This window comes from Rhodococcus sp. 06-1474-1B, assembly GCF_002258885.1.
Taxonomy (GTDB): domain Bacteria; phylum Actinomycetota; class Actinomycetes; order Mycobacteriales; family Mycobacteriaceae; genus Rhodococcoides; species Rhodococcoides fascians.
This window is the reverse complement of the sequence record NZ_NOYR01000032.1, coordinates 384,451-405,210: the sequence shown is the minus strand read 5'-3', so window position 1 is coordinate 405,210 and position 20,760 is coordinate 384,451. Positions and strand designations below refer to the sequence as shown.

General features: G+C 66.0%; 19 protein-coding genes. 11 read left to right on the top strand and 8 right to left on the bottom strand.

The genetic code is table 11. The annotated features are described in order from the left end of the window. Window positions 1-104: 104 nt before the first annotated feature. The 3 genes from mraZ to CH266_RS19775 form a co-directional block, all read right to left on the bottom strand. Window positions 105-536 carry a division/cell wall cluster transcriptional repressor MraZ gene (gene mraZ / locus CH266_RS19785; protein WP_027497352.1) on the bottom strand — a complete coding sequence of 144 codons (432 nt, stop codon included), beginning with the start codon at window positions 534-536 and terminating at the stop codon, window positions 105-107. A 542-nt stretch (window positions 537-1,078) separates the two neighbouring features. After that, on the bottom strand, window positions 1,079-1,513 hold the full coding sequence (locus CH266_RS19780; RefSeq protein ID WP_027497353.1) for a DUF3040 domain-containing protein: 435 nt from the start codon (window positions 1,511-1,513) through the stop codon (window positions 1,079-1,081). 238 nt (window positions 1,514-1,751) lie between these two features. Then, a complete protein-coding gene (locus CH266_RS19775) occupies window positions 1,752-2,207 on the bottom strand; it encodes an SAV_6107 family HEPN domain-containing protein (protein WP_052057180.1) in 456 nt (151 codons plus the stop codon). A 196-nt stretch (window positions 2,208-2,403) separates the two neighbouring features. On the opposite strand from CH266_RS19775, the gene CH266_RS19770 reads away from it, so the two are divergent. The 5 genes from CH266_RS19770 to CH266_RS19750 are packed head-to-tail and all read left to right on the top strand — an operon-like array spanning window position 2,404 to window position 7,406. Then, entirely contained in the window at window positions 2,404-3,021 is a 618-nt protein-coding gene (locus CH266_RS19770) for a GNAT family N-acetyltransferase (protein WP_027497355.1), read from the top strand. A 4-nt stretch (window positions 3,022-3,025) separates the two neighbouring features. Further along, complete coding sequence (locus CH266_RS19765; protein ID WP_094715991.1) at window positions 3,026-4,633, top strand: phytoene desaturase family protein; 1,608 nt, start codon at window positions 3,026-3,028, stop codon at window positions 4,631-4,633. Next, window positions 4,630-5,454 (top strand): carotenoid biosynthesis protein, encoded by an 825-nt coding sequence (locus tag CH266_RS19760; RefSeq protein ID WP_094715990.1) that lies wholly within the window; start codon window positions 4,630-4,632, stop codon window positions 5,452-5,454. The genes CH266_RS19765 and CH266_RS19760 overlap by 4 nt, the downstream gene beginning before the upstream one ends. A gap of 31 nt (window positions 5,455-5,485) precedes the next feature. Beyond that, window positions 5,486-6,220, top strand: a complete 735-nt coding sequence (locus tag CH266_RS19755; protein WP_094715989.1) for an LppM family (lipo)protein — start codon at window positions 5,486-5,488, stop codon at window positions 6,218-6,220. A 37-nt stretch (window positions 6,221-6,257) separates the two neighbouring features. Next, entirely contained in the window at window positions 6,258-7,406 is a 1,149-nt protein-coding gene (locus CH266_RS19750) for a glycosyltransferase (protein ID WP_094715988.1), read from the top strand. Between the two features lie 13 nt (window positions 7,407-7,419). On the opposite strand, the gene metF is transcribed toward CH266_RS19750, so the two are convergent. Beyond that, window positions 7,420-8,346, bottom strand: a complete 927-nt coding sequence (gene metF, locus CH266_RS19745; RefSeq protein ID WP_032368108.1) for a methylenetetrahydrofolate reductase [NAD(P)H] — start codon at window positions 8,344-8,346, stop codon at window positions 7,420-7,422. 185 nt (window positions 8,347-8,531) lie between these two features. On the opposite strand from metF, the gene CH266_RS19740 reads away from it, so the two are divergent. The 4 genes from CH266_RS19740 to CH266_RS19725 all read left to right on the top strand — a co-directional run bounded on the left by CH266_RS19740 (window position 8,532) and on the right by CH266_RS19725 (window position 14,029). Continuing rightward, entirely contained in the window at window positions 8,532-9,644 is a 1,113-nt protein-coding gene (locus CH266_RS19740; protein WP_426376040.1) for a polyprenyl synthetase family protein, read from the top strand. A gap of 11 nt (window positions 9,645-9,655) precedes the next feature. Continuing rightward, window positions 9,656-11,275 (top strand): phytoene desaturase family protein, encoded by a 1,620-nt coding sequence (gene crtI / locus CH266_RS19735; protein ID WP_176457145.1) that lies wholly within the window; start codon window positions 9,656-9,658, stop codon window positions 11,273-11,275. Between the two features lie 124 nt (window positions 11,276-11,399). Further along, entirely contained in the window at window positions 11,400-13,037 is a 1,638-nt protein-coding gene (locus CH266_RS19730) for an alpha-(1->6)-mannopyranosyltransferase A (RefSeq protein ID WP_032374357.1), read from the top strand. An 11-nt stretch (window positions 13,038-13,048) separates the two neighbouring features. Continuing rightward, window positions 13,049-14,029, top strand: a complete 981-nt coding sequence (locus tag CH266_RS19725; RefSeq protein ID WP_094715987.1) for a phytoene/squalene synthase family protein — start codon at window positions 13,049-13,051, stop codon at window positions 14,027-14,029. Between the two features lie 18 nt (window positions 14,030-14,047). Here CH266_RS19725 and CH266_RS19720 read toward each other — a convergent pair whose 3' ends face one another. Further along, a complete protein-coding gene (locus CH266_RS19720; RefSeq protein ID WP_027497362.1) occupies window positions 14,048-14,419 on the bottom strand; it encodes an Rv2175c family DNA-binding protein in 372 nt (123 codons plus the stop codon). A 184-nt stretch (window positions 14,420-14,603) separates the two neighbouring features. On the opposite strand from CH266_RS19720, the gene pknB reads away from it, so the two are divergent. After that, complete coding sequence (gene pknB / locus CH266_RS19715) at window positions 14,604-16,580, top strand: Stk1 family PASTA domain-containing Ser/Thr kinase (protein ID WP_052068826.1); 1,977 nt, start codon at window positions 14,604-14,606, stop codon at window positions 16,578-16,580. Window positions 16,581-16,603: 23 nt separating this feature from the next. Here pknB and CH266_RS19710 read toward each other — a convergent pair whose 3' ends face one another. Then, window positions 16,604-17,989 carry a class II 3-deoxy-7-phosphoheptulonate synthase gene (locus CH266_RS19710; protein WP_027497364.1) on the bottom strand — a complete coding sequence of 462 codons (1,386 nt, stop codon included), beginning with the start codon at window positions 17,987-17,989 and terminating at the stop codon, window positions 16,604-16,606. 45 nt (window positions 17,990-18,034) lie between these two features. Beyond that, window positions 18,035-18,526, bottom strand: coding sequence for a polyadenylate-specific 3'-exoribonuclease AS (locus CH266_RS19705; protein ID WP_027497365.1), 492 nt, complete (start codon window positions 18,524-18,526; stop codon window positions 18,035-18,037). A gap of 164 nt (window positions 18,527-18,690) precedes the next feature. Here CH266_RS19705 and CH266_RS19700 point away from each other — a divergent pair, with 164 nt between their 5' ends. Then, entirely contained in the window at window positions 18,691-19,899 is a 1,209-nt protein-coding gene (locus tag CH266_RS19700; protein WP_230074384.1) for a glycosyltransferase 87 family protein, read from the top strand. A gap of 9 nt (window positions 19,900-19,908) precedes the next feature. Here the strand turns inward: CH266_RS19700 and CH266_RS19695 are convergent, their stop codons facing one another. Beyond that, window positions 19,909-20,637 carry a lysophospholipid acyltransferase family protein gene (locus CH266_RS19695; RefSeq protein ID WP_032374359.1) on the bottom strand — a complete coding sequence of 243 codons (729 nt, stop codon included), beginning with the start codon at window positions 20,635-20,637 and terminating at the stop codon, window positions 19,909-19,911. Window positions 20,638-20,760 lie beyond the last annotated feature (123 nt).

Sequence of the window (20,760 nt, the reverse complement as noted above, 5' to 3'; positions counted from 1 at the left end):
GGAAGAACGTCAGGGTCCTGATCTGCGAAACCTGGCGTTGGGGAAGAACGTCAGGGTTCTGATCGGGCAGAGGCCTCGCTGCACTCGCAGACGGCCTCGGTGGTCTACAAGATCCCTCCGAGGGATTCGTCGAACGCGTCGGAGAAATCTTGCTCGTTCTCGGCGGAGTAGCGGGCCCAGGCTTCGTCGTTCCAGATCTCGATGAAGTCCATCGATCCGATCACCACGCAGTTGCGTTCGAGTCCCGCATACCGACGATGCTCGGGACTGATGGTGATACGGCCCTGTCCGTCCGGCCGCTGTTCGTCGGTTCCCGAAAAGAACTGGCGCACATAGGCACGGGCTTTGGGGTTGGCACGAGAGGCCGCCGTCAACTTTCGAGAACGCTCTGCGAAGTCTGCCGCGGTGTAGACAGCAAGGCTGAAATCCTGCCCCTTGCTCACCATGACACCTCCCGCAAGCGCGTCCCGAAACTTGGCCGGCAACGTGAGTCGACCCTTGTCGTCGAGCTTCGGCGTGTAGGTACCGAGAAACACTCGCCACCTCCAGCCTCGACTCTCCGCTGCGGACCACTTTACCCCACTCTCCCCCACTTCGAACCATTCACAGCCCGAAAACTTTGTGGACAACCACATATCCGCAGCTCAGATGCAAGAAGATTGCCTGTTTACGTCACCGCGTTCGACGTCTGCCCTGATCCGGCTGGCGTAATCCCCCGGGGTGCGCGGCGTCGCGAGCAGGCATTTTGTGCGACAACCCGCCTGACAAGCGCAGCTGGACCCTCGAAGTGGGGTCCGAGTGGGGAGAAGTGGGGGCGATTGCCGGCTGTGGGGGGAAGTGGGGAGTTCACCCCGGAACCACCGCCCCGGAACCACCGCACGGAAACGATCGCCCCGCGTCGTCGCTGGGGCGGACTTGATCGAGCACGCCGCGCGACAGGGGCCACGGAAGGCTCGCCGTATCGAAGAGCCGTGGAACGACAGCAGCACCTCACCCGAGGGTGAGGTGCTGCTGTCGAATCGGTGAAGTTGTGGTGGGTGACCGTCAGGCCCAGGGAGATCCGGACGGCGGAGTCATATCACTCCTGATCGAACCGCTTACGAAAACGGTCTTCCATTCGAGAGGTGAAGCTGCCGCCCTTGCGGCCACCACTCGATTTCGGCTGAGCACTACGACCTTGCGTGCCGGCTCGGTCGCTTGCGCTACCTTCTTCGCCGGTCGCGGCAGCTCCCTTCTTGGAGCCGCCGAACAAGAACAGTGCCCCGGCACCGAACATGAAGAGAAAGCCGATGAGGCTGACGACGAGAAAACCCAGACTGTTCGTCGACAGTGCTACACCGGCGACGAGCAACACGAGTCCCACGACGAACAACGCGGCAGCCTGAAAACGCCTCTTGCTCGACGCCGCGCGAACGCGACCGCCCCTCACATGGGACGCGAATTTGGGATCCTCGGCGTAGAGAGCGCTCTCGATTTGATCGAGCATGCGCTGCTCGTGCTCGGAGAGTGGCACGGTACCTCCCCCTGCACAGATAATGAGAGTCGTTTCGGTTCAGAAGCGACGGGAAGCTGACCTTGGCGGCTACCTACTGACGATGATACGAGCTGAATCGGCCGCTTACCACCTACTCGCACTATGTGTTCCTGAGAAACGACCAAGTTTTCGAGACGGACGTCTCGGAAACACTTGTCGAACACCGTGTGACGTGGCCGTTCACGTCCGTTCGGACTCGAGGAATCGACGCGGCGGGCTATGCGGACAGCGGTGCCGCTATCGGATCGACGGGCTGGAACCTCGACTGACCGCCCAACCGGTCCTCGACCGCGTTCAGAAAACGACTGACGTGTCGATAGAAGTCGTCGGCGTCGACGTCTCCGACAGCGGACGAGGCACCCGCCTCGACTGCCGCGCGGGTTGCGGAGAAGGACGAGAAGTACTCGGACCAGATCGCCAGATCCGGCGCAGCCTTCGCCATCAGAACCCAGGCGTTGCGTGAACGTGGCCGCGAGCCGATCGAATTGGGCAGCGATGCCAGGACTGCGGCAGCACCCTTGAGTGCGGCGATGTAGCTTCCGAGGAAGCGGTCCCCCGCATCGCGCTCACCGATGGATTCGGACAGCAACGCATCGGCTCGACCGAGCAGGACCTGCGCCTGACGCGACACCGGCGACCGCACGCCGACATCGAATGTCTTCGTCATCGTCATACTCGAACACCTCCAGTTCGAATCTCCGGGCGCGCTACCGACACGCCTGGAACCGTGATGAAGCCTTACAGTCGAACTCCGGGAGAATCCGCCTCGTTCGTCGAGGTGATCCACCGGCGCGCTCGGCCCCGATCATCGAACACCCGTTCGACACATTCAATATAGCTGTGCCCACCGACAAGTTGCCGAAGAAAGGGTGAGAACCGTCGTCACCGATGCGCAGACAACCCCCTACGTGGTCGATCTGACGCCCCAGGAATTCCGTCGGCGCTTGTTCGAAGCTCTGGCGATCTACGTCGAGGCCATGGGATATCCCCGCGGAACCGAGCACAGCCGCGCACCGATGTGGACGGAGCATCTGCACCGGCCGGGCTGGCGAGCGGTGGGAGCCATGGTGCCCAATCCCGACAAGACGCAGCCGGACACGCTGGTCGCCGTTGCGTACGGGTATCACGGCGCGCACCATCAGTGGTGGCATCAGCAGGTCCGCGACGGATTGCGCCGCGCCGGACACTCGACACAGCACGTCGACGCCACCCTCGGCGACTACTTCGAACTGACCGAATTGCACGTACTACCGAGCGCGCAAGGACACGGACTCGGCGGGCGTCTCTGTCGCAGGCTGCTCGACGGTGTTCGAGCGCACTCTGTGATGTTGTCCACACCCGAGGTCGCGCAGGAGGACAACCGCGCCTGGCGGTTGTATCGACGGCTCGGCTTCGAGGACGTACTGCGGCACTTCACGTTCGCCGGCGACCGGCGCCCCTTCGCGGTGCTGGGCCGCCGGTTGCCGCTCGACGGGCCCGTAGCCTGAAGGTGTGATCGATGCTGTGGTGGTGGGCTCCGGCCACAATGCCCTGACTTCTGCCTGCTACCTGACCGATGCCGGAATGTCGGTGGAGATCGTCGAACGCGACACCGTCGCGGGCGGTGCGGTGTCGACGGTGGAGCGCTTCCCCGGCCATCGAGTCGACCGCGGCTCGTCCGCGCACATCATGATCAGGCACACCGGGATCGTCGAAGAGCTCGGACTCGAGGAGTTCGGGCTGCGCTACATCGACTGCGATCCGTGGGCATTCGCCCCGGGCGACGTCGACACCGCCGAACGCGCCATCGTCTTCCATCGCAGCCTCGATCGAACGTGCGAGTCCATCGCTGCCGCCTGCGGGCCCGCCGATGCGCGCGCCTACCGTTCCTTCGTCTCGGTGTGGGGTCCGCGCAGCGAACGCACCATGCGCGCATTCGGTGGGCCGCCCACCGGGTCCAAACTGCTCCGATCCTTCTGGGGACTCGGTGCGCCCGACGGCGGCAGCGCGCTCTCGCGCGAGTTTCTTGCCACCGGCGATTCCCTGCTGGACGAAATGTTCACGAGCGAGCGACTCAAGGCTGCGCTGGCATGGTTCGGAGCGCAGTCCGGCCCGCCGATGTCCGAGCCCGGCACCGCCCCGATGGTCGGGTTCGCGGCTCTGATGCACACGCTCCCACCGGGCCGCGCCGTCGGCGGTAGCGGCGCACTGACCGAGGCGATGATCGCCCGGCTGCACCGGGACGGGGCAGCGCTGACGCTCGGCGATGCCGCCGTATCGCTGACGCGTCGCGCGCATGGCTGGACGACGAGGACCGCGTCGGGACGGGAGATCGACAGCACGGTCGTCGTGGCCGGGTGTCACATCCTGACCACGCTCGACCTGCTGGCGGAGGGCGGACACGACGCGGCGCAGCTGGCCCGGTGGCGCTCCACCATTCGGGTGGGTCCGGGGATCGGTACCGCGGTTCGGTTGGCCACCGACGCGCTGCCGCAGTACCCGAGCGCCGACTGCATCGAGGACGGTACCCACGGTCTCGCGCTGCTCGTCCGCGACCGCGCGCAATTGCGGTTGGCTCACGGGCACGCTCTCGCCGGGGAGCTGCCGCCGAACCCCGCTGTTCTCGGCATGTCGTTCAGCGCCCTCGATCCGACGATCGCGCCGCCGGGTCAGCATCAGATCTCCCTGTGGTCGCAGTGGCATCCGCACACTCTCGCCGATGGCCGCCGGTGGCGCTCGAACGTACCGGGGCAACGTTCTTTGGCCGAGGTCGAGGGTGATCGAATCGTCGCCGAGCTCGATCGCTACGCCCCTGGATTCGCCGCGTCGGTCCTCGATCGGTACGTACAGTCGCCGCCGGACATCGAGCAGGAACTCGGACTGATCGGAGGCAACATCATGCACCTGGACATGTCACTGGACCAGATGATGATGTGGCGTCCTCATCCCCAACTGGCCGGCCACCGCGTTCCCGGAGCAGACGGTCTCTATCTCACCGGCGCGTCGACTCACCCGGGAGGCGGCGTCACAGCGGCCAGCGGCCGTTCGGCGGCGAGAATCGCACTCGCGGACGCACGCGCGGGGCGTCGTCGCGCATTCTTCAGCAGGAGACGAGCATGAAGATTGCCCCGACGGTCTTCGCGATCGGTGCCGTCGCAGCCCAGATCTGCTACCCGCTCGTATCGGGTTCGACGCGGGACGCGGTGACCATCGCGGTGGTCGCGCTACTCGCGCTGGCGTCGATCGCGCACGCCGTGCTGTACCGCGGAAAGCTGTGGGCGGCGGCTCTCGTGATCCTGACTGCAGGAACGGGATTCGTGTCAGAACTCGTCGGCACGGCCACCGGATTTCCCTTCGGCGAGTACTTCTACGCGCAGAATCGACTCGGACCCAGCCTGTTCGAGGTCCCCGTGGTGGTTCCACTCGCCTGGACGGCGGGGTTCTATCCGATCTGGTGCGCGGTCACGTTCATCGTCGGCCATCTCGGTGCGACACGGCTCGGAGCGTCTGCATTCCGAATCGCCGCAGTCGCCGTCGGAATGGTGGGCTGGGACCTGTATCTCGATCCTCAGATGGTCACCGACGGCCAGTGGACCTGGACGTCCGGTGCCGTCGGACTGCCGGGTGTGTCGTCGATCCCGTTGACCAACTACGCGGGTTGGCTGTTGGTGGCGACATTGATGGCCGCAGTCATGGAAGCGGTGAACCGCGTGGTGGCCCCGCGCGCGTCCGACGACGTCGTTCCCCTCGGGCTGTTCCTGTGGACGTGGCTGGGTTCGGCGCTCGCGCACGCGGTGTTCCTCGACGGCCCCGAACTACGATTCTCGGCCGTCTACGGATTCGTCGTCATGGGTAGTGTCGGAATCCCGTTGCTGTGGATCGCACGTCGCCGCGGATCTCTACGTAGCCGACACGCACCGATGGCAACCCCTGCCGACTGACACCGACGCGACGCCCTGGCACGATGTCGCTGTGCAGTCGACATCACGAACATCCGCTCGAACCCGCCGACGCCGAGTTCTCTCGGTGCTCGCCCTGACGCTGCTGGTCGCGCCGATGCTGGCCGGCTGCTTGCGGGTCCAGGTCACGATGGGTGTGTCGGCCAACGACCGGGTGGCGGGTCAGATCGTCGCGGCGACGGTCCCCACCTCCGACACCGACACCGGCCCCGAACTCGTGGTGCCCTCCTCGATCGAGGACAAGGTCCGCGTCGAGCCGTACAACCAGGACGGGTACGTCGGGTCGCAGGCCATCTTCGACGACCTCTCGTTCGGTGATGTTCAGACACTCGGTTCGATCTTCCAGAACGCGGCCGGATCGTTTCAGCTGACCCTGCAGCGTTCGGGCGACACCGTGACGCTCGCCGGTAACGCCGACCTGTCGTCGGTACCGGTCCAGGGGTCCGACGTGCAGTTCACTATTGCATTTCCCGCCCGTATCGGGACCACCAACGGCACTCGCGAGAGCGACAACTCGATCTCGTGGAAGCTGCCGGCAGGCGAAGTCACCTCGGTGCGTGCCGAGGTCAACTACCCGGACCCCAACACTCGTAGCTTCGCCGGCTGGGCGGGCATCGTGGGCGGCGTGACCGTCGGAGTGGCCGCTATCGTCGGTGCCATGGCCTGGGTGTCGCGGAACCCACCGTTGGGCAACCGTCGTAAGCGCGCTGTCGAGACGGGCGAGTCGAACGACCGAACGTCGGTGTGATCGCCCCCATCTCGTCCCGCACGACAGATCTCGCCGAATGACGGTCCTGACCCGGGCGACTCGGGCGACTGCCGTTCTCGCCTCCACCTCCGCTGCCGTCGCGGTGTTCAATGCGCTGTTCGTGCCGGGTTTGCGTCGACCGAGCCGTGACGTCACCGAACGGGTCGCAGTGTGCATCCCCGCGCGCAACGAAGTCGACACGCTGCCTGCGTTGATCGGCGATCTCACGCGTCAACGATTCTGCACCGACCTGCAGGTCGTCGTCCTCGACGACGATTCGACCGACGGAACGGCAGCCGCTGCCGTCACCGCGGCGAACGGCGATCCGCGATTCCGCGTCGTGACCTCCCACGCGTCGCCGCCGCCCGGATGGACGGGTAAAGCCGCCGCGTGCGCCGAACTGGCCGACTCGGTCGACGTGGATACGACGATCGTCATGTTCGTCGACGCGGATGTCCGGCTCGAACCCGAGGCCGTCGCCGCCGCGGCGAGGAGGTTGCGCCGCCGCGGCGACGCTCTGATGTGCCCCTGGCCCGAGCAGGTGGCGGGTGGTCTCGCCGAACGCCTCGTTCAACCGCTGCTCGCGTGGTCGTGGATGTCGACGCTGCCCGTGCCGGTCGGCAATGCGACGCTGCTGCCGTCGATGGCCGTCGCCTGCGGGCAGTTCATGGCGTTCGATGCCGCCGCGTATCGCGTCGTCGGCGGCCACAGCTGCGTCGCGTCGAGTGCCACCGAGGATCTGGACATCGCGCGTGTCCTGCGTCGACGCGGGTTCTCGACGTCGGTTGCCTCCGGTGCCGGGGTCGTACGGTGCCGGATGTACCGCTCGGCCGCCGATGTTCGGGCGGGTTACAGCCGGTGGCTGTGGAACGAGTTCGGTGGGCCCGTCGGTTCGGCCACGGCTGCCCTTGCGCTGAGTACGGTCTACCTGTTGCCGCCGGTCGCGGCAGTCTTCGGTTCCGGTTCGACGCGGCGACTGGGTGTCGTCGGTTACCTCGCCGGGACCATCTCGCGCGTGGCATCTCGTCGGCGCGAGTCGGGACCCCGATTCGGCGCTCGCGACGTCGTCGACGCCGCGGTGCACCCGCTGTCGATTCTCGCCTTCGTGGGGCTCGTTGCGGAATCCCACGTGCGACGACGCCGCGGCGCGCTGAGTTGGAAGTCGCGTCCGATGCCGACGTCGTAACGCCGATCGCAAGTCAGACGCGCGCGGCTGCCAGCCCCAGGTTGCTCAGGACCTCACGTGTCGCGCGCGCGAAATTCAACGTGATGAAGTGCAGCCCGGGCGCACCTTCCGCGATGAGCCGCTCGCCGATGTTCGTGGCGAGCTCGATACCCACCTCTCGAACCGCGGCCTTGTCTTCCTCGGCTCCGGATCCTGCTGCGCGAGTGAACTTCTCGTCCAGATGCGACGGCAATGTCGTGCCCGAGAGCTCGAGCATCCGGCGCACCGAACGCAGCGAGGTGATGGGCATGATCTCGGGGATGATCGGCTTGGCACCCTGCTCGGGGTCGTATGCGCTGACGCGATCACGCAGCCGCAGGTAGTCGTCCACGTCGAAGAACATCTGCGTGATCGAATACTCCGCTCCCGCACGCAGCTTCCCGACGAGGCACCTGGTGTCCTGCTCGAGATCGTCGGCGCGGTGATGGCCTTCCGGGAACGACGCCACTCCGACGTGAAAGTCGCCCAGTTCGCGGACCATGCGAACCAGCTCTTCCGCGTACTCGACTCCCTCGGGATGCTTCTCCCACTCGCCGAGTGGATCGCCCGGGGGGTCACCGCGAAGAACGAGGATGTTGGTGATGCCGCGGTCGGCGTACGACCCGACCATCGAGCGCAACTCGGCGACACTGTGCGACACGGCAGTGAGATGCGCCACTGGCAGCAGAGTCGTCTCCTCGGCGATCTGACCGGTGACGCGCACCGTTCGATCGCGGGTGGAACCACCTGCGCCGTACGTCATCGACACGAACGCGGGCTGGAGTTGCTCGAACTCTCGCACTGCTCGCCACAACCTGGCCTCGGCAGCCTCGTCGCGCGGGGGCGAGAACTCCACCGAGAACGGGATCCTCGCTTCGGGTTCGGTCCGCAATCGGTCGACGATCGACGGCGTCCTCGTCACGAATCCTCGGCTCGACCGCCCCCTGACGGAATCTTCGCTCACCCGAAGATCATAGGTCGCGCTGCGCCGCCGGCCCGCTGGGCATCCCCCGACGTCGTAGTTCGCTGCTCGTCGGTGCCGGGTTCGGGTGCCTATTACTGTGGGACTGTAACGCGTCTTTCCCACGAAGACCTTGGAGGATCGTCCTGTCCGGAGACCTGTCCGCGCCCACCAACTCTGTGTCCGTGAATGCGACGTCGCTACGGGATTCCGTCGATGCGAAGCTCGCGGAGTTCTTCGCCTCGCGTCGTGCGGTCGTCGACAGCGTCGGCGGTGGCTACCCGGCCGCAGTGGCCGACCTCGAGGCGTTCGTACTACGCGGCGGCAAGCGCATGCGCCCAGCCTTCGCATGGACCGCGTGGCTCGGCGCGGGCGGTGAGCCCACCGGGGACCGCGCCGACGCAGTACTGCGTGCGTGCTCGGCACTCGAGTTGATCCAGGCCTGCGCATTGATCCACGACGACATCATCGACTCGTCCCGCACCCGCCGAGGCTTTCCGACCGTGCATGTCGGCTTCGCTCAGCGACATCGCGATGCGGGGTGGTCGGGCTCGGCAGATCACTTCGGTGTCTCCGCTGCCGTTCTCGTCGGCGACCTGGCGCTGTGCTGGGCCGACGACATGCTGCGCGAGTCGGGTATCGACACGGACGCGGCGCGGCGGGCGCAGCCCGTGTGGTCCGCGATGCGTACCGAGGTGCTCGGCGGTCAACTCCTCGACATCGAGGCCGAAGCCGGGACCGACGAGAGCGTCGCGGCAGCCATGCGCGTCAACCGGTACAAGACCGCCGCCTACACAGTCGAACGCCCGCTGCACCTCGGGGCCGTTCTTGCCGGGGCCGGCGAACCGCTGACTGCGGCGTACCGCAGCTTCGGTGCCGACATCGGCATTGCCTTCCAGCTGCGCGACGACCTGCTCGGCGTGTTCGGCGACCCCGAGATCACCGGCAAACCGTCGGGTGACGACATCACCGAGGGCAAGCGCACGGTGCTCATCGCCGTGGCCTTGCAACAAGCGGATGCGAGCCGTCCCGATCACGCGGCGAAGATTCGAGCCAGTCTCGGTACCGAGCTCAGCGAGAGCGAGGTCGCCGACATCCGATCGATACTCACCGAACTGGGCGCCGTCGACGCCGTCGAACGGCAGATCGACGAACTGGGCACCCGGGCCGTTGCCGCGCTGGACGACAGTTCCATCGATCCGATCGCCGCCGAACACCTTCGTGCCATGGCCACCGCCGCCATCCAACGGCAGTACTGAAAGAGAGCGTCATGTCTACGATCCGAACCGTTCCCGGCCGCACCGACTCGGTCGTCGTCGTGGGAGCTGGATTGGCCGGCCTGGCCGCGGGGCTCCACCTGCTGGGCGCAGGCAAGAAGGTCACGATCGTCGAGCGCGACGACACCGTGGGCGGCCGGGTGGGGGTGTATCCGGTGACCGACTCCGACGGAACGCATCTCTACGACATCGACAACGGTGCGAGCGTACTCACGATGCCGAACCTGGTGCTCGAAGCGTTGGCCGCCGTGGGTGCCGACTTCGAGTCCACGACGCCGCCGATTCGGCTGACGTCCCTGTCGCCGTCGTACCACACGCGGTACGCCGACGGCACGTCCATCGACGTCTACTCGGACCCGGAGGCAATGGCCGCCGAGGTCGAGCGGACCTGCGGTACGGCCGAGGCGCAGGGCTACCGCGATCTTCGGCGCTGGCTCGCCGACATCTTCGACGCCGAATTCGACCGCTTCATCGACTCGAACTTCGATTCGCCGCTGGACCTCGTGGGATCCAAGGCCGCGATCACCGATACCGCAACGCTGACGAAGCTGGGCGGCTTCGGTCGCCTCGGGCCACGGGTCGATCGTTTCCTGAAGGACACCCGTCTGCGCCGAGTGTTCACGTTTCAGGCCCTCTACGCCGGCATGGCACCGCAGAAGGCGCTGGCCGTCTACGGTGCGATCGCACACATGGACACCTCCCTCGGGGTGTTCTTCCCCGAGGGAGGCATGGCGGCTATCGGCCGGGCCATGGCCGACGCGTTCGTGACGGCGGGCGGCACGCTCGAACTGGGCACCGACATCGTCGACATCACCGTCGACCGCGGCCGTGCCGATGCCGTCCTCACCGCCGAGGGACGTCGAATCGCTTGCGACGCATTGATTCTCACCGCCGACTTGCCCGTCGTCGATCGCCTGCTCGATCGCGCCTCGGTGTCGAAGAAAGGCAGGCGCAACGGGTACGGCGTCGTGTCGCCGTCCGCCGTCGTGGCCCACGGAACGGTTCCGGTCGAACTCACGGCGTCGTGGCCTGCGCGGGCGCATCACACCATCGACTTCGGTGACGAATGGGCCGAGACCTTCCGCCGGATCACCGCCCGCTCCGGCAAAGGATCTCTGATGGCCGATCCGTCGCTGCTGATCACGCGGCCGTCGGTGAGCGATTCGGGCCTCGAGGTCGTGCGCGACGGGGTCCGCAGCGAGCCGGTCTCGATCCTTGCCCCGTGCCCCAACCTCGACAGCGCTCCCCTCGCCTGGGCCGAACTGGCTCAGCCGTACCTCCGAGAGATTCTGGCGACGCTGGAGGGCCGCGGATACACCGGACTCGCCGACGCCTTCGTGCTCGATCACATCGACACACCGCAGACGTGGGCGGACAAAGGCATGTTGTCGGGCTCGCCGTTCTCGTCCGCGCACGTCTTCCGGCAGACCGGGCCGTTCCGGAGAAAGAACATGGTCGCCGGCCTCGACAACGTGGTTCTCGCCGGCTCCGGAACCACTCCCGGTGTGGGCGTGCCGACCGTCTTGGTCTCGGGCAAGCTGGCGGCAGAACGAGTGACAGGGCCGCGAGGGCGGTCGGTTCGTCCGATCGACTGCGTCGACCAACTAAGCTGAGCGCGATCGTTTGCCGGTCGCGATCTTTGCTGCGACCATGATCCTTCGGCCGACAGCGAGAACGCGTCGGCGCGGAGCCACATCTCGACACACACGACTCGCAGCAGAGGAGGAGCAGGCGGCAATGTCTTCGGTTTCGTCGCACTCCACCTCCGAAGGGCGCTCGTCGGACGGGTCTGCACCGGTTCCTGCGCGGCATCCGTCGAGACTGACGACCACCGGAAACTTCCTGCGAAGTCCCGAGGGCAAAGCAGCGATCCTCGGGGTTCTCGGTGCGGTCTGCATCATGTTCGGTGGATTCGGCGCGGGCAGCGTGCGCCGTCGTGACCCTCTGCTCGAAGAGATGCATCTGTCGTGGCTGCGATTCGGCCACGGCTTCGTGCTGTCGACCGTCATCGTCTGGGCCGGTGTGCTGTTGATGATCACCGCCTGGGTCAGGCTCGGCAGAGCCACGCTGCACGGCCGCACCACGGTGGGCGAGCTCCGGTGGATCGTGCCCGCGTGGACGGCACCGCTGCTGCTGTCGGTGCCGATGTTCAGCCGCGACGCTTACTCGTACCTCGCTCAAGGTGCGTTGCTACGGGACGGCTTCGACCCGTATGCCGTTGGGCCCGTGGCCAATCCGGGAATCCTGCTCGACAACGTCAGCAACGTGTGGACCACGACCACTGCCCCGTACGGGCCGCTGTTCCTGCTCCTCGGTCGCGGCATCACGAGCCTGACCGGCGACAATGTGATCGCCGGAACCATGCTGCTTCGCCTGACCATGCTTCCCGGGCTCGCTCTGATGATGTGGGCCGTCCCGCGACTGGCCACCCATCTGGGCGGGCGCGCCACAACGGCGGTGTGGCTCGCCGTGCTCAATCCCCTGGTGCTGATCCACCTCATCGGCGGAGTGCACAACGAGTTGCTCATGGTCGGCCTGATGACCGCGGGCATCGTGCTCGCGCTCGAGCGTCGCCACGTGGCCGGCATCGCGCTGGTGGCGATCGCCGTGGCCATCAAGGCAACTGCCGGTCTCGCTCTGCCGTTCCTGGTGTGGATCTGGATGCTGCACCTCCGAGACAAGGCGCGCGAAGAAGGCCGCACACCGCCTGCACCGATTCTGGCGTTCACGAAGACCGCGGGCATCGGAGCGGCCGTCTTCGTCGCGGTGTTCGCCGTCGCGTCCGTGATCGCCGGAGTCGGCATCGGCTGGCTCACGGCGTTGTCCGGCTCGGCGAAGATCATCAACTGGCTGTCACTGCCGACGATCCTCGCGCATCTGGTGACCGTCAGCACCTCGTGGTTCCTCGATCTGCGCCTCGGACCGGTTCTCGACGTCACCCGGCTGCTGTGCGCGATCGCCTTGGTGGTCATCCTGGCCGGGGCGTGGTGGTTGGGCCGCCGATCCGAGCGGGACGCGGTCAAGGGCATCCTGATCGCTCTCGTCGCCACTGTCGTTCTCTCCCCCGCCGCGCTGCCCTGGTACTACTCGTGGCCGTTGGCGATCGCGGCCGGCTTTGCGTTGTCCCGCCGAACGCTGATGGTTCTCACCGGCCTGTCGACCTGGCTGATGCTGGTGTTCCAACCCGACGGATCCATCGGCCTGTACACGTTCGTGCACGTGGCCCTCGCAGTTTTCGCTGCAGTCGTTGCCGCGCTGGCGCTGACCCGAGTCGACCCGTTGCGTTTGCGATCGGACCGCTCCCGGGAACACCGTGCTGTACCCAACGCCCCCAAGACCGCGCCCGTCTCCACCGAAGACGACGCCACACCGTGAGGTCCCGCGCCATGAGTGCCCGCGTATCGAGAGAACTGACCGACATCGATCCTGCTCTGCACGAGGCGTATCGCATCTGCCGCGAACTGAACGCCCAGCACGGCAAGACCTATTTTCTGGCAACCAGGCTGTTGCCCGTCGACAAGCGCGCAGCCGTGCACGCTCTGTACGGTTTCGCTCGGATGGTCGACGACATCGTCGACCTCGAAGGCACCGACATCGCGGTCGGTTCGGACGAACTGAACGCCCGCAGAATCGTCGAACTCGACATCATCGAATCCCGGGTGCGCGACGCCTTGGCCGGAAAACCCCTGTCCGACAGCACATCCGATCAGGTGTTGGGCGCATTGTGCGACACGGTCGCTCGGTACGAGATTCCCCACGACTACTTTTTCGCGTTCATGCATTCGATGCGCATGGACATCCCGGGCAGCGCGATGTTCGTCTCGCGGTACCGAACGATGGAGCAGTTGAACGAGTACATGTACGGATCGGCCGCAGTCATCGGACTGCAGATGTTGCCGATTCTCGGAACTGTGGTTCCGCGAGCCGAGGCGGAGCCGTCGGCTGCGGCGTTGGGCGAGGCGTTTCAGCTGACCAACTTCATCCGCGACATGGGTGAGGACCTCGACCGCGACCGCATTTATCTCCCGACCGACGAACTGGCGGCCTTCGGGGTCGACGAGGATCTGTTGCGGTGGTGCCGGACCACCGGCTCGGTCGATGCCAGAGTCACCCGCGCCCTCGCCCACTCGATCGCCCTCACCCGGTCGATCTACCGGACGTCGGACGCCGGGATCGACATGTTGGATCCGCGAGTGCGTCCGTCCATGCGAACGGCGTCCATTCTGTACGGCCGCATTCTCGACGAGGTCGAGGCGCAGGGCTACCGGGTGCTCTCCCAGCGTGCGACCGTGCCGCAGTGGACTCGCGCACGCGTCGCGCTGCCGCAGTTCGCCGTCACCGGCTGGAAGCGCGCCACGGTCCGCTGACGACCGCTGTTCCAGCTGCTAGAAGGCCATTGCCTGAGCGCGTCTGATCACTTCGCGCATCAGGTCACCGTGCAACGCTGCGACCGGGGTGCCGGGCAGACTGTCGTCCTCGGCGAACAACCACCGCAGAATTTCTTCGTCCTCGTAGCCGCCGTCGTGCAGCACCGCCAGCAGGCCGGGCAGACCCTTGACGATTTCGCCCTTGGTCGTGTCGAAGAACTGCTCGGGCACGCCGGGGACGCGGGAACGCTTGAGAGCCAACAGCTGACGATCCCGCACGAGCTGCTCGACGCGCGTCTTGGGGACGTCCAGGATCTTGGCGACGTCGGCGAACTGCAGCAGAGAAACCGACGGATCGAGCACGTCGTCGGCGTAGGGAATGGCACTCACGCGGGTAACGTTAACGGGTCCGGCGTCCAGACTTCAAAAGTGACGCGGCCCGCCACGGAGACCGAAGACACGAACCACGATCGTCGGTGAGCTCCCACGGCGCCGATACCATCGTCGTCAGGCGTCCGGATTTCGAGCGGACACATCGAGGACGACGAGGGGAGGTTCGGTGATACCGGGTTCGATGCTCGATCGTCGATATCGAATAGACGCACCGATCGCACGGGGCGGAATGTCGACGGTCTACCGCGGACTCGACACCAGGCTCGACCGACCTGTCGCGGTGAAGATCATGGATCCGAAGTTCGCCGAGGACCCGCAGTTCGTTCAGCGATTCGAGTTCGAGGCACGCGCGGTGGCCAGGCTGAGCCACCCCGGTCTGGTGGCCGTGTACGACCACGGGCGGGACGGCGATCACGCATTCCTGGTCATGGAGCTCGTCGAGGGCGGAACGTTGCGCGAGCTGCTGCGGGAGCGCGGGCCCATGCCTCCGCACGCCGCAGTCGCCGTGGTTCGCCCTGTGCTCGAAGCTCTCGCCGTCGCACACCGCGCCGGTCTGGTGCACCGAGACATCAAACCGGAGAACATCCTGATCAGCGACGACGGAGACGTCAAGATCGCCGACTTCGGGCTGGTCCGAGCCGTCGCCGCATCCACCGTCACCTCGAGCAGTGTGATTCTGGGCACGGCCGCGTATCTGTCCCCCGAACAGGTCACCACCGGCTCCGCATCCGCGAGCAGCGACGTCTACGGCGTCGGAGTCGTACTGTTCGAGCTGCTCACCGGACGCACCCCGTTCACCGGCGACACATCCCTGTCCATCGCCTACCAGCGCATCGACAACGACGTTCCGCTCCCGTCGACCCTCATCGCAGGCGTGCCACCACAGTTCGACGACGTGGTTCAACACGCCACCGTCCGCGACCCGGAACACCGATACCGCAACGCCGACGACATGGCCCGCGCGCTGCGCACTGCCGCGTCGGCGCTGGCGCTTCCCGCGTACCGGGTGCCCGCTCCCCAGCGTTCGGCACAGCACCTGAGCTCGGCGGCTGCGGGCGCACCGACGACAGTCGCCGGCGATCGACAGCCGCCCACCCGCACCCAGGTGGTGCAGAGCGCTCCCCCGGTACCGCCGCCCGACGGCGTGCACCACACCCGAGTGGTCACGTCACCGACATCCCGCGAAATCGAGTACGAACCGCAACCGGACGACCCGCAGCCGGCGGCACCCCTGGGCCGGCGACACTACGAATTTCCCGATTTCGCCGCCGATCGCCAACGGTCCCGGCGGGCCATCGTCGTCTGGTTGGTGGTCGTTGCACTGCTGGCAGTGTTGGTCGGTTTCGGCGGCTGGTGGATGGGCTCGGGCCGATACACCGCAGTTCCGATGGTCGACGGTCTCGACACCACCGGTGCCACGAGCGCGATCGAAGCGTCGGGCTTGGAAGCGACGGTTCGGGGAACGTACTCCGACACCGTCTCGACCGATCTGCTCATCGGCACCGACCCCGTCGGTGGTTCCCGAATCGCCAAGGGCGACACCGTGTTCCTGCTCGTCTCACTGGGCAGCCCGACCGTCCCCTCCATCGACTCCGACGCCTCCGTCGAAGACATGCAGCAGCAATTGCGCGATAGAACCTTCACCCCGGTCGACGGCGGCGAGGCATTCAGCACCACCGCACCGATCGGCGGCGTCGCGGCGCTCGATCCCCCGCCGGGAACGGTGTTGAACACCGGTGCCGCAGTCACCGTGCTGCGCAGCAAAGGTGCACCGCCGGTGCAGGTTCCCGACGTCCGCGGACAGAGCGTCGATCAGGCACGGACGACTCTCGAATCGGTCGGCATCACCGTCGACGAGATCCGCGAAACGTTCGACGAGGACACCGACGGCGGAAAAGCGATCGGCACGAATCCGAAGGCCGGCCAGACCGTCAAGTCCGGTACCACCGCCGTCCTCGACGTGTCGACCGCGGTCACCGTGCCGTCGCTGCTCGGACGTTCGGTGGGATCCGCACGCACGACTCTGGATTCGCTGGGACTGACGATCGATGTTCGTCAGGTGGTCGACACGGACGGCTCGTTGGTCATCTCCCAGAGCCCCGGAGCCGGTTCACGTGTGGAACCGGACTCCGAGGTCATGGTCGTCTCCCTGCCCTGAACCTGCCAGGGCGGTGCCGGCGATCAGCCGCGGAGCATCTCGGCGACGAGGAATGCCAGCTCGATGCTCTGCTGAGTGTTCAGTCTCGGGTCGCAGGCAGTTTCGTAGCGCCCGGCGAGGTCGAGATCGGAGATGTCCTGGGCTCCGCCGAGGCATTCGGTGACGTCGTCACCGGTCAGTTCGACGTGGATTCCGCCCGGATGGGTGCCGAGGCCGTTGTGAACCTCGAAGAAGCCCTGCACCTCGTCGACGATGCGGTCGAAATGCCGTGTCTTGTATCCGGTGGACGCCTCGTGCGTGTTGCCGTGCATCGGGTCGCACTGCCAGATCACCTGGTGTCCGGTGGCCTGCACCTTCTCGATGATGGCAGGCAGGATGTCGCGAACCTTGCCGTTGCCCATGCGCGAAATCAGCGTCAGGCGGCCCGGCTTGTTGGTCGGGTCGAGGCGCTCGACGTATTCGACGGCCATCTCGGGGGTCGTGGTGGGTCCGATCTTGAGCCCGATCGGGTTCGAGATCAGTTCGGCGAGCGCGATGTGCGCGCCGTCGAGCTGGCGAGTGCGGTCGCCGATCCACAGGAAGTGAGCCGACAGATCGTAGAGCTTGGGGTGATCGTCGGTGTTGTCGAGCCGCAGCATCGCGCGCTCGTAGTCGAGTACGAGTGCTTCGTGGCTCGCGAAGATCTGGGCGGTGTGCAGATTGGGGTCGGAGACACCACAGGCATCCATGAACCGCAGGCCGCGGTCGATCTCCCCGGCCAGCGCCTCGTAGCGGGCTCCGGCGGGTGACTGCGCGACGAATTCACGGTTCCAGTCGTGCACCTTGTGCAGGTCGGCCATCCCGGCTCCGGTCAGTGCCCGAACCAGGTTCATGGCCGCACTCGCGTTGGCGTAAGCGCGCACCAGTCGTGACGGATCGTGGCCGCGCACGCTCTCGTCGGCCACCAGCGAGTTGATCATGTCGCCGCGGTAGGACTGCAGGCCGAGCGCATCGATGTTCGACGAGCGAGGCTTGGCGTACTGGCCGGCGATGCGCGCGACCTTGACCACCGGCATGCTCGCCCCGTACGTGAGTACGACGGCCATCTGCAGCAGCGTGCGAATGTTGCCCTTGATGTGCGGTTCGGTGTTGTCGACGAACGTCTCGGCGCAGTCGCCACCCTGAAGCAGGAACGCCTCGCCGCGGGCGACGGCAGCGAGCTTGTCCGACAGCGCCTCGACCTCACCTGCGACGGTGATCGGCGGAACGCTCTCGAGCACCTTGCGCATCTCGCCGGCCTGCTCGGGATCCCACTGCGGCTGCTGCGCAGCCGGCTTGGCCAACGCGTCGTCCAATCGAGTGCGCAGTGTCGGAGACAGCGGCGGCAGGTCGGGCAAGCGATCGATGGGTACGTCGACAGTCCAGTTCACCGCTACAGGATATTCGTACCGCCGTCACCGCAGGACAACGGGTGTTCAACCGCGGTACGAGTACTCCTCGATCGCCTGGAACTTGGCCAGATTGTGGCGCGCGTCGGCCAGGGCATCGTGGGCGTCGTCGGGCACAGAGGGAAGCTCGGGACTGCCGCGATCCTCCCAGTGCTGACGGAGCTCACGGGTGAATCGAGGCAGGGAACGCGGCAACTCGGTCATCGATCCCCACAGCTGGCAGAGCGCCACGTGGTCGTACGCCGCCACCCATGCCCACAATTCGACCTCGGCACCGTAGTGCGGAACGAGAAATTCGAGCAGTTCGTCGCGAATTCGGGATCGGCTCATCCACAACGGCGACGAGTACGGTGGCAGCTTGGGTAAGACGTTGCGCCGGACCCACCGGCCCGCCCGCTCGGGGTCGAACTCGGAGGACACCGCATAGAACTCGCGACCGTCCTCCGACACCACACCGATCGAGACCAACTCGATTGTGCGACCATCCTCGATGAACTCTGTGTCGTAGAAGTAGCGCACGCGGCTCACCCTAGCGCGTGCCCCGGCACGTCCCCCACACACCGCAGAACCGAGCCGAACAAGCCCTGAAAGGGAACGTTGTGACTTCGTCCGACACCAACCGTCCGGTCGCCGAAGCGTCGGAGCCTGCCGGCCCGACGCGACGCCGGTGGCCGCGTTGGGCGGTGGCGTCGAGCAGGGTCGTCGTTGTCGTCGCCGCGGCGGTCGGTGTGCTCTTCCATCTCAACGGGTTTCCCGGGCTGCGAACGTTGGGTGAGCATTACCGACTGGATCTCGATGTCTACCGGCTCGGCGGTGAGGTGTTCGCTCGGGGCGGGGATCTGTACGGCCAGCTTCCTCCCATCGCGACCGGTACCACGTTGCCGTTCACGTATCCCCCGATTGCTGCCGCTCTGTTCAGCCCGCTCTCGAAGGTCTCGCTGTACGCCGCGTCGATGACGGTGACGTCGTTGTCCATGCTCGCGTTGCTGGCGACCGTTGTGCTCACGCTGATCTCGTTGGGGGTTCGCCCTCGCACGCTCGTGTGGTGGGGTGCTGGCGCGGTGTTCGCGGTGTCCGTCCTCGTACTGGAGCCGGTCACGTCCACGTTGAACTACGGGCAGATCAACATCGTTCTGATGATGTTCGTCGCGCTCGACTGCTTGCCGAAGAAGACTCCGTGGCCTCGAGGTGTGCTGATCGGTCTGGTCGCGGCCGTCAAACTCACTCCCGCAGTTTTCGTCTTGTTCTTCTTGCTGCGCAAAGACTTTCGTGCTGCGGTGGTATCGGCTCTGAGCTTCGCGGTGTTCACAGCGTTCGGGTTTGCGCTCACGTGGTCGGACTCGGTGAAATACTGGACCGAGACGATCATCGATTCCGATCGGATCGGCGGCCCGGCGTACCCGGCGAATCAGTCCATCACAGGTGTACTGGCCCGCCTCGGAATGGACGAGCTCCCCCGTTCGATTCTGTGGATCGCGCTGTCGGTAGGAGTACTGCTCGTGGCGGGAATCGCGATGCGCAAAGCGTTCGCCGCCGGTGAGATCGCCCTGGCGCTGACCGTGAACGCGATGTTCGGCCTGTTGGTCTCGCCGGTCTCCTGGTCACACCACTGGGTGTGGGCAGTACCGTTCGCGTTGGTGCTGGCCGCCGTCGGATACCGCCGTCGAAGCGCACTGCTACTCGCTCTGGTTGCCGTCGGACTGGCGATCATGGTGTACGCACCGCACTGGAAACTCGGTGAAGGTCGATGGAGTGGACTCGACTGGCCGCTGGTCGATCAGTTCGCCGCGTCCGCCTACGTGTGGTGGGCTCTGGTCTCTGTGGTCGCCGTCGCTGCCGTGAAACTCTCGCCTCGGGTCACCCCGAAGGAAAGCGACACCGCGGTTCACTGACCGCCGTCGTCAACTGGCCTTCGAGTCGGGGATACGGCGCGCGGACGGAGCCGAATCTTCGGGTGTCGCAACCTTCTTCAGCGAGGCCGCGTACACGTCGACGTATTCCTGGCCCGAGAGCAGCATCAGGTCGTACATCACCTCGTCGGTGACGGCGCGCTCGACGAATCGGTTGCCTGCCATTCCCTCGAACCGGGAGAAGTCGATGGGCTTGCCGACGCGAATGGTGACCTTTGCCGGACGCCACACGCGCGAACCGATCGGGTTCATCTTCTCGGTGCCGATCATGGCGACCGGCACCACCTGAACGCCGGTCTGCAATGCCAGGCGCGCCATTCCGGTCTTGCCCTTGTAGAGCCGGCCGTCCGGCGACCGGGTGCCTTCGGGGTAGATACCGAGCACCTTGCCGGCTTCGATCACGCGGGCCCCGGCGTTCAGTGCGTCCTGTGCCGCGTCGGCTCCGGTGCGGTCGATGGGCACCTGACCCACCGCGGTGAAGAACCACTTCTGGAACGCACCCTTGAGACCCGAGCCGGTGAAGTACTCACTCTTGGCGAGGAAGGTGATGCGCCGCGGGGTCTTGAGCGGAAGATAGAACGAATCGAGAACCGCTTTGTGGTTGCTGGCCAGGATCACCGGGCCGTGCGTCGGAATGTTCTCCGCACCCTCGATCGTGGGCCGACCCAGGGCAATGAGCAGGGGCCCCACGATGATGTATTTGAACAGCCAGTACCACATTGACGTGCTCCCTGATCATGGTCGGCAATCGTTGGTGTGCCGGCTCGCGCGGGGCGAACCGACTGCGGCCGTGCGTTCTCGAACCGTGCCGCGTAGTGAACTGTACCCAGGGTTTATGACACC

Bases quoted from the DNA above. Each gene is read 5' to 3' on its own strand.
- CH266_RS19775 (WP_052057180.1), bottom strand. From the start codon at position 2,207: ATGACGATGACGAAGACATTCGATGTCGGCGTGCGGTCGCCGGTGTCG.
- CH266_RS19760 (WP_094715990.1), top strand. From the start codon at position 4,630: ATGAAGATTGCCCCGACGGTCTTCGCGATCGGTGCCGTCGCAGCCCAG.
- CH266_RS19750 (WP_094715988.1), top strand. From the start codon at position 6,258: ATGACGGTCCTGACCCGGGCGACTCGGGCGACTGCCGTTCTCGCCTCC.
- crtI (WP_176457145.1), top strand. From the start codon at position 9,656: ATGTCTACGATCCGAACCGTTCCCGGCCGCACCGACTCGGTCGTCGTC.
- CH266_RS19730 (WP_032374357.1), top strand. From the start codon at position 11,400: ATGTCTTCGGTTTCGTCGCACTCCACCTCCGAAGGGCGCTCGTCGGAC.
- CH266_RS19725 (WP_094715987.1), top strand. From the start codon at position 13,049: ATGAGTGCCCGCGTATCGAGAGAACTGACCGACATCGATCCTGCTCTG.
- pknB (WP_052068826.1), top strand. From the start codon at position 14,604: ATGCTCGATCGTCGATATCGAATAGACGCACCGATCGCACGGGGCGGA.
- CH266_RS19695 (WP_032374359.1), bottom strand. From the start codon at position 20,637: ATGTGGTACTGGCTGTTCAAATACATCATCGTGGGGCCCCTGCTCATT.